Source organism: Acidihalobacter sp., assembly GCF_037381185.1.
Lineage (GTDB): Bacteria > Pseudomonadota > Gammaproteobacteria > DSM-5130 > Acidihalobacteraceae > Acidihalobacter_A.
On sequence record NZ_JARRQY010000097.1, the window covers coordinates 1 to 6,603 of the forward strand.

Below are 6,603 nucleotides of genomic sequence, written 5' to 3' on the forward strand. Positions count from 1 at the left end.
CGCAACCTGATGCCTGTCGAGGCTATCGCCCAGAACACGCCGGAGGCGAGCCCCAGCCAGTCACCCAGATCGTGCGGAACCGGCGATTGGCCGCCCGCGCCCAGGACGAGTCCGAGACCGGCGATGCCCATGGCGATGGCGGCCAGCCGTTGCCACGGGGTCGGCCAAGCCATGACATAGCGTCCGATCAGTGTGCTCCAGACCGGCGTCAGGTAGAACATCAGGATGACGATGGCGACCCGTCCGTAGACCAGGCCGGCCGAGTAGAGGACGAACGAGGCGCCGCCCAGGGCGAGCGATGCAAGTCCCAGCCGATCGGACCGCGCAAGGCGATGCCGTGCCCTGACGGCGAAGGGGGCCAGCAGCAGCGCGGCGGCCGCGACGACCGCCAGGGTGCCCCAGGCTCCGGATAGCCCGTTGTTCGCTAGGCGGCGGATCGGTAGCCAGTAGAAGCCCCATAGGGTCCCGGTCGCGATGACGAACAGCGAGGCTGTGGTGGCGGTACGGTCGTAGTGCATCCTGACTCGTCGTCTGGTTTGCGGGCGCGTACGGTTTTAACCCGGACGCTGCGGGTCAACGCCTCGGGCCTGCATTCAGGCACGGGGCGGCACGGAAGCAACCTGTCTATGCCTTCGGGGACAGGTTCGTATGGACGGTGGGCGTGGCGTTCCAGAACCAGTAGAAATACCCGTGCTTTGCCTACAGCAGCGTCTTGGTCGCCACGCTGTTCTGCTCGAGGCTTCCCCAGCACGCGCGCGCCGAATTGCGGTTGTTGTGCAGGTCGATGCACTCCTGATCCAGGAGCTTCGGCTTGGGCGGTATATATAGGGCGCTGCCGCGTGGCACCCAAAGGTCGGCCAGGCGGATCTTGCTCAGCCTGGGCCAGTAGCGCCCGACCGAGATGACCAGCGGCTGCTGGGGATCGATCGACGCGAAGATATGCGGGAAGTCGTGGTGCTCGAGGTCGGTGCAGACGACGGTCAGCAACTTGTTGCCGGTGCCTTGATAGGGTGACCAATGCCCGGCGAAGACGCCGTATTCGTACTCGATCTGTGAGAGCTCGGTGACCGGGCTGCTCAGTGGCACGGCCTGTCCTTTTTCCACCAGCGTGATGCCGAACGCCGTCGCCACATCGCGGGTCGCCCACATGGGTTCGTAAACGACGTCGTCCGCAATGAACTCCAGTTGGGTTTCCACGCCGTACGGCGGCGTCGGCTTGACGCCGATGACTTCGGAAACGACATATCCCCGTCCGATGGCGACGTTGGGATCGGTGGCTGCCGGGACGAGCGGCGTCACGCCGTTCGGAAGCTTTTTGACGTAGGTCGGTCGTCCTTCGTCATTTTAGTAGTAAGGGGTTTCTGAGATGTCGACGGTCGTTTCTTGCTGTTCTTTGAAGAAGACCGGTGCATCGAAATGTCCTTCCGGCATTGCTGTCGCTCCCTTGTCGTTCTGCGTTATTCAGAAGTGGCTTCGAAGTATATACAGGCGGGTTGCGACCGAGGGCGGTTTCGGGCGTGCCGGGCCTCATGGCTCGGTCCTCGGTTGAAATCGAGGGCGTCGGTTTCCGCTCGCGACAAGGTTGCCGCCGCGGATGTGAGTTCAGCGTTGCATGAGGCGGCTGCGTATGGAAACGTCGCAGGAACGGCAAGCCGCGCCGCTTTCGGTGCGGAGATTCCTTCGGACGTTCCCGCTGGCCGGCTTGCTCCCGCCCGCGGTTCTGGGCATCGTGATCCGCACGGTTCTTCAGATCCAGGGCATCGGCGTGGTGAGCTTGGTGCAGGGCGCGGCAGGGCTGATGTCGCTCAGCCTGCTGTTCCTGCTTCCCTATTTCCTGCTGGCAATGCTCATACGCCGTGTCCTGGTCAAAACGCCCACGCGTGGGGAGTTGCCGTTTCGCCGGTGGTGGTACGTTTCAGTCGGCGCCTTTGCCGGTATGACCCTGGTCTGCATTTTCCTGCTTTCCACCATGTTGCCCGACTACGAGGCGCTTACGATGGTGGTCTTCATGTGGCCGCTGACGTTTCCGATCATGCTTGTTTTGGCGGTCGGCGGCGTATTTGCGGGCGGTATTCCGGGTTGGCTCGCATGGCGGATTCGCATCGCGGATTCGCATCGCGGCTCGATGCAAGCCGCTGATCGGCTGACGAATCGATAGGGCGGTGCTTAGCTGTCGCTGTGTTCGATTTCCTGGACCAGCACCCAAGGCGCGGCGACCACCGCCCAGAATAGCGGTCGGCGTTTTCCCCAGGCACGTGCGTCTTCCTCCGTGGCCCTGGCCAGGGTGCCGTCGGTCATCCAGCCGCGGATCGCCTCGGCATCGTCGCGGGCCATGCGGGCCGCCACCTCGACCAGATCCAGCGGCGCGTCCACCTTCACCACCGAGCCGCGTGCGAAATGGCGTTCCACTTCGGCCCATTCCAGTTTGCCGGTCTCGGCGTTCAGATGGGCGCGCAGTTTCTGCTCTTCATCGTGCATGAGGGGATTGTAAAAGATCTAGGGAGAGGAATAGTGGCTTGTTTTGGGGTGTGGGTTCGATGGTGTGTTCATGCCGGGATCAACGCGGCTTGGGCGGCGGCCACTACGCGGCGCGTCAGCTCGGCGAAGCGCGGTACCTGATCCTTCCAGCAGTGCCAGTACAGCGCCACGTCGTGTTCCAGATCCGGAAGCAGGTCCGTCAGGGGCGCGCATTCGGATTTGGCATAGGCCTGTTCCTCGGGTAGCAGGCCATAGCCCAGGCCGAGCCGTATGGCCTGGGCGAACGCCTCCGAGGCGGGCACGCTGTGAATGGGATAGGCGCCCGCGGCCAGGCCGAAGCGCGCGCCGACCACCTCGTCATGCAGGGCGTCCTTGTCGTTGAAGATCACGGCCGGCGCCGAGCGCGCGGCTTCGCGCGTGAAGCCGTCGGGGAAGTGCGTGCGCGCGAACTGCGGCGCGGCCATCAGCCGGTAGCGCATCCGCCCCAGCGGCAGCGCCACGCAGCCGGACATGGGCTCGGCCAGCGCGGACACGCAGGCGTTGACCCGCCCGGCGTTCAACAGCCGATGCGTATGCATCTGGTCGTCGACCACGAGATCCAGGGCGATATCGAGATCGGTCACGGGCGCGTTCAGTGCGGGCAGCAGCCAGGTCGCCAGGCTGTCGGCGTTCGTCGCCAGGGTGAATCCCAGCGTCCGCTGGTGCGTGCCATCGAGTTCGGCGAACAGGGTCTCCTCGAGCGCGTGCATCTGGCGCAAATGGCGCAGCAGCGTTTGCCCTGCCGGTGTCGTTCGACACGGGCGTCCTCTTTCCAGCAGCGCGTAGCCGAGCGCCGTTTCGAGGCTGCGCACGCGTACGGAGATGGCAGCCGGTGAGACGTGCAGCACGCCGGCTGCGGCCTCGAACGAGCCGCGTTCCGCTACCGCCTGGAAGGCTGCTGTCTGCTTGGGATCGAGTTTCCTTCTCATCGGCTCCGGGACGAATTTAGATCGCCGTGTGCGCGTCGGCATACCTTACCCGCTATGCGTGCGGAACGGCGCCGTTGCATTAAAAACGTTCAGGCAGCCTATGGGTTTTTAACGGTGCTTGCCGCCGCGGCCGGCGTTCGCGAACAATCCGCCACCTTTCCCGCTGTTCCTGGTGAGCTTCGATGAATGCATTTCTCGCCGGCCTGCTGCTCGGCTTTTCGCTGATTCTCGTCATAGGCGCACAGAATGCCTTCGTTTTGCGCCAAGGCATACTGGGGCGTTTCGTGTTCGCCGTGTGCCTGTTGGCGGCCATTTCCGACGCGGTGCTGATCTCGGTCGGCACCTTCGGCGTGGGCGGATATCTGGGCGGCCAGAACGATTATCTGGCATTGGGTCTGAAGGCGGCCGGCATCGTTTTTCTCGGCTGGTACGGCGCGATGAAGCTGCGCAACGCCTGGCGTATGCCCGCGCAACACCTGCCCAAGGTGCGCGCAGGCGAGCGCTTCCTGCCGACGATGGCGACCTGCCTGGCCATCACCTGGCTGAACCCCCATGTCTATCTCGACACGGTCGTCGTCATCGGCGGCGTCTCCAGCAGTTTCCCGCAGGCCAAGGCCGCCTTCGCGGCGGGGGCGACGCTTGCCTCCTTCGCGTTCTTTTTCCTGCTCGGTTACGGCGGGCGTCTGGTCGGGCCGGTGTTCGAGCGCCCGGGTGCCTGGAAGCGGCTGGACATGGGCGTCGGCGTGATGATGCTGGCCATTGCCGCGGGGTTGTTGCTGAAGAACGTGTGAGTCAAAGGCCAGGCAGCAAGGCACCGCGCCCCGCTATTTGCCGCGATGCGGGAGGGGCAGTGTGCGTTGAAGGCTCGCTTCGATGAGGCCGGCGATCCGGGCATGCATTCTCGACCGTGCTTCGTTTCCCTCTCCACAGATCGGCTCGCTGCCCGGCGCGGCGCGCAGGAACCTCGACGCGCGCGCGGTGCACAGGCTGAAGCTGCTGAAGGCCGTTGCGTGTTTCACGATGTCGTGGTGAATGTCGGGAACGGAATTGAGCAGTGCGGCCGCGTCGAAACCGGGAACGGTGGCGGAGCCGGAGCCGGAGCCGAGCCGGATGAGTTCCACCGGGATGCCGATGCTCGACAGACTTTTCGGCGTGAAGTACCCGGACAACTCGGGGTCGACGACGACGGCGGTCTTGATGCGCTTGTCCAGGAAGGAGCGAAACGCCTGGTCGATATCGGCCGTACGCAGGTCGACCTTGTTGTGGGCGAACCAGCGGCAGTCGGCGCTGGTCCGGGGCTTGTCGCACGAATGTCTGTACCGCCGAACATCGAGCCGGGCACCGGCCAGGGCGAGAGCCGAGGTCCCTCCGCGCAGAAAGCCGACGACTCCGATTGCTCCGTGTTGCAGATGCCTGGCCAGCTTGGGAGTGCGCATCACGGAGGTCAGCGCAGCCGACAGGTCGCCGGGTCGGAGCCAGAGTTCGCGCACGGCGCCCCGGGCGCTGAGTTCGTTGGGAAGCGGCGCGTGAACCAAGGTGACGACGTATCCCTTGCGCGCCAGATCGGCGGCAATCCAATTCCCCAGGCCCGGCGCGGCCCGCAACCCACCGTGGGCCAGCAGAACCAGTGGGAACACGCCTGTGGCCATGGGCGCATCAGACGAGGCCGCGACACCCTTGAAGACCTTGGTCGCGCCGATGAGTCCGGGTTTGCCGCCCGTCGCGGCGGGGTACCAGAGCCTGACGTGGATTTTCTTGCCGCGTTTCGGGGCCATGACGCTCATGGGCCGGCTGCCGACCAAGGCCGGTGAAGCGTCGGTGCGCGCCGCCAGGGCGTGTCCGCTGATCGCGAGGATGGCGGCGAGCAAACAGTACTTGAGCATTGATTCGGTCCCTGAAAATGCTGCTGTCCTATGTGAAGCGTCGATTATGGCAGTGCATGCGTTCCGGCGAGGGGGGCTGTCCGATCCGCCCTGCGAGTGGGGGAGTTCAAATGCGGGTGTCAGCCGTCGCGCTCCCACGGCGGTTGCTGCAGCGCCATTCCGTGTTGGCCGCGGTAGGCGGCGACCGGCGGCGATGACCAGCCTTCCAGCAGCTGCGGCGCGAGCCGGTAGATTTCGATGCCGAGCGGTCGGCACACGTCCAGCGGGTCGCGTGCGTCCGGGCCCCACAGCGGCACCGACAGATCGCCCCCGGGGCAGGTCGACAGCGCACACAGCAAATCGACCTCCGCGAAGAACTCCAGATAGTCGCCTTTCTTCGCCGGGCAGGCCTTCATGAAGTATTTGTCTTCCAGATTCAGGCCGGTGCACTGGAAGACGTTGAGCACGTCGTGGACGTCGAACTCGGTGAGGCCGTATGGCGCGATCGCGCGGGTCAGGTTCGAGTGACAATGAAAATGAAAGTCCTCGCCCGTGAGCATGCGGTTGACGTACGGATCGCAGCGCGTGCCGAGCAGGTCGTGTACGTGGCCGCCGTATTCGTCCGGGCTGTAGTCGGCGAGGCTGTCGTCGGTGATCGTCACCAGCGGGCGCAGATAAGGCAGCGTCGACCACAGGCGGTCGAAAGTGCTCACGTGCGCGCGCTGGAGCTGGCGGGTGCGCGACGCCCACATCCGTTCGCGCGGATTGTGCCGGTTCCAGAGGTTGAGATCCGCGATCTGCGGGCCCTCGATCGTCACCACGCGGAACACATGGCCGGCGGGCACGGTCCACGCCCGGCCCGAGCGGATCGGTACGACGATCGACTCGATCAGCTCGCGCCCGTCGTGGTCGGATGCAATGCGCTGGTAGAAATTTTTGTCGACCTCCAGGGCGGAGCCTTGAGTCGGCTGGTACGCAGCGGGATAGCTCTGCATCTTGTTGGACTCCGGTGTGCGAGGTGGTCAGCTGGAACCGCGCGGGCTGCAATGGCTCTGAGGGGCGTTGATGGCACAATACTATGGACGTTGTGACCACGAAGCGCTGAGTTTACCGTCCGGCTCGATCTGAAGGGTTTCCGAGATGTTTCAGGCGACGCCTCCGGGCACGTCAGTAATAAATCAGATGACATGGGTTCTCCCTCACCCTGCCGGCCAATGTGCCACCTTTACGGAAGCGGCGCGGCGAGCGCCAGACCGAGAGGAGTCGTCATCATGAACATTACGCATCTGGGAATC

Annotated in this window: 8 protein-coding genes; 2 read left to right on the forward strand and 6 right to left on the reverse strand. The window is 64.6% G+C overall.

Annotated elements, in window-relative coordinates; all coding sequences use genetic code 11:
- Positions 1-518: DMT family transporter (locus P8014_RS20055; RefSeq protein ID WP_337819108.1), on the reverse strand; the 518-nt coding region annotated here is incomplete at its 3' end.
- A gap of 181 nt (positions 519-699) precedes the next feature.
- On the reverse strand, positions 700-1,299 hold the full coding sequence (locus P8014_RS20060; protein ID WP_337819109.1) for a hypothetical protein: 600 nt from the start codon (positions 1,297-1,299) through the stop codon (positions 700-702).
- Positions 1,300-1,627: 328 nt separating this feature from the next.
- Here P8014_RS20060 and P8014_RS20065 point away from each other — a divergent pair, with 328 nt between their 5' ends.
- Positions 1,628-2,158, forward strand: a complete 531-nt coding sequence (locus P8014_RS20065; protein WP_337819110.1) for a hypothetical protein — start codon at positions 1,628-1,630, stop codon at positions 2,156-2,158.
- An 8-nt stretch (positions 2,159-2,166) separates the two neighbouring features.
- On the opposite strand, the gene P8014_RS20070 is transcribed toward P8014_RS20065, so the two are convergent.
- Both P8014_RS20070 and P8014_RS20075 read right to left on the reverse strand, forming a co-directional pair.
- The gene (locus P8014_RS20070) at positions 2,167-2,478 is read right to left on the reverse strand and encodes a DUF2288 domain-containing protein (protein WP_337819111.1); all 312 of its coding nucleotides are present in this window, start codon (positions 2,476-2,478) and stop codon (positions 2,167-2,169) included.
- Positions 2,479-2,546: 68 nt separating this feature from the next.
- Positions 2,547-3,446, reverse strand: a complete 900-nt coding sequence (locus tag P8014_RS20075) for a LysR family transcriptional regulator ArgP (RefSeq protein ID WP_337819112.1) — start codon at positions 3,444-3,446, stop codon at positions 2,547-2,549.
- A 182-nt stretch (positions 3,447-3,628) separates the two neighbouring features.
- Between P8014_RS20075 and P8014_RS20080 the strand changes: the two genes are divergently transcribed.
- Positions 3,629-4,237 carry a LysE/ArgO family amino acid transporter gene (locus tag P8014_RS20080; protein ID WP_337819113.1) on the forward strand — a complete coding sequence of 203 codons (609 nt, stop codon included), beginning with the start codon at positions 3,629-3,631 and terminating at the stop codon, positions 4,235-4,237.
- A gap of 33 nt (positions 4,238-4,270) precedes the next feature.
- On the opposite strand, the gene P8014_RS20085 is transcribed toward P8014_RS20080, so the two are convergent.
- Both P8014_RS20085 and P8014_RS20090 read right to left on the reverse strand, forming a co-directional pair.
- Positions 4,271-5,329 carry a hypothetical protein gene (locus tag P8014_RS20085; protein ID WP_337819114.1) on the reverse strand — a complete coding sequence of 353 codons (1,059 nt, stop codon included), beginning with the start codon at positions 5,327-5,329 and terminating at the stop codon, positions 4,271-4,273.
- Positions 5,330-5,448: 119 nt separating this feature from the next.
- Positions 5,449-6,303: a DUF1989 domain-containing protein gene (locus P8014_RS20090; protein ID WP_337819115.1), complete on the reverse strand. Its 855-nt coding sequence runs from the start codon at positions 6,301-6,303 to the stop codon at positions 5,449-5,451.
- Positions 6,304-6,603 lie beyond the last annotated feature (300 nt).

Coding starts and splice junctions, on each gene's coding strand:
- P8014_RS20085 (WP_337819114.1), bottom strand. CDS start 5,329: ATGCTCAAGTACTGTTTGCTCGCCGCCATCCTCGCGATCAGCGGACAC.
- P8014_RS20075 (WP_337819112.1), bottom strand. CDS start 3,446: ATGAGAAGGAAACTCGATCCCAAGCAGACAGCAGCCTTCCAGGCGGTA.
- P8014_RS20065 (WP_337819110.1), top strand. CDS start 1,628: ATGGAAACGTCGCAGGAACGGCAAGCCGCGCCGCTTTCGGTGCGGAGA.
- P8014_RS20080 (WP_337819113.1), top strand. CDS start 3,629: ATGAATGCATTTCTCGCCGGCCTGCTGCTCGGCTTTTCGCTGATTCTC.
- P8014_RS20070 (WP_337819111.1), bottom strand. CDS start 2,478: ATGCACGATGAAGAGCAGAAACTGCGCGCCCATCTGAACGCCGAGACC.
- P8014_RS20090 (WP_337819115.1), bottom strand. CDS start 6,303: ATGCAGAGCTATCCCGCTGCGTACCAGCCGACTCAAGGCTCCGCCCTG.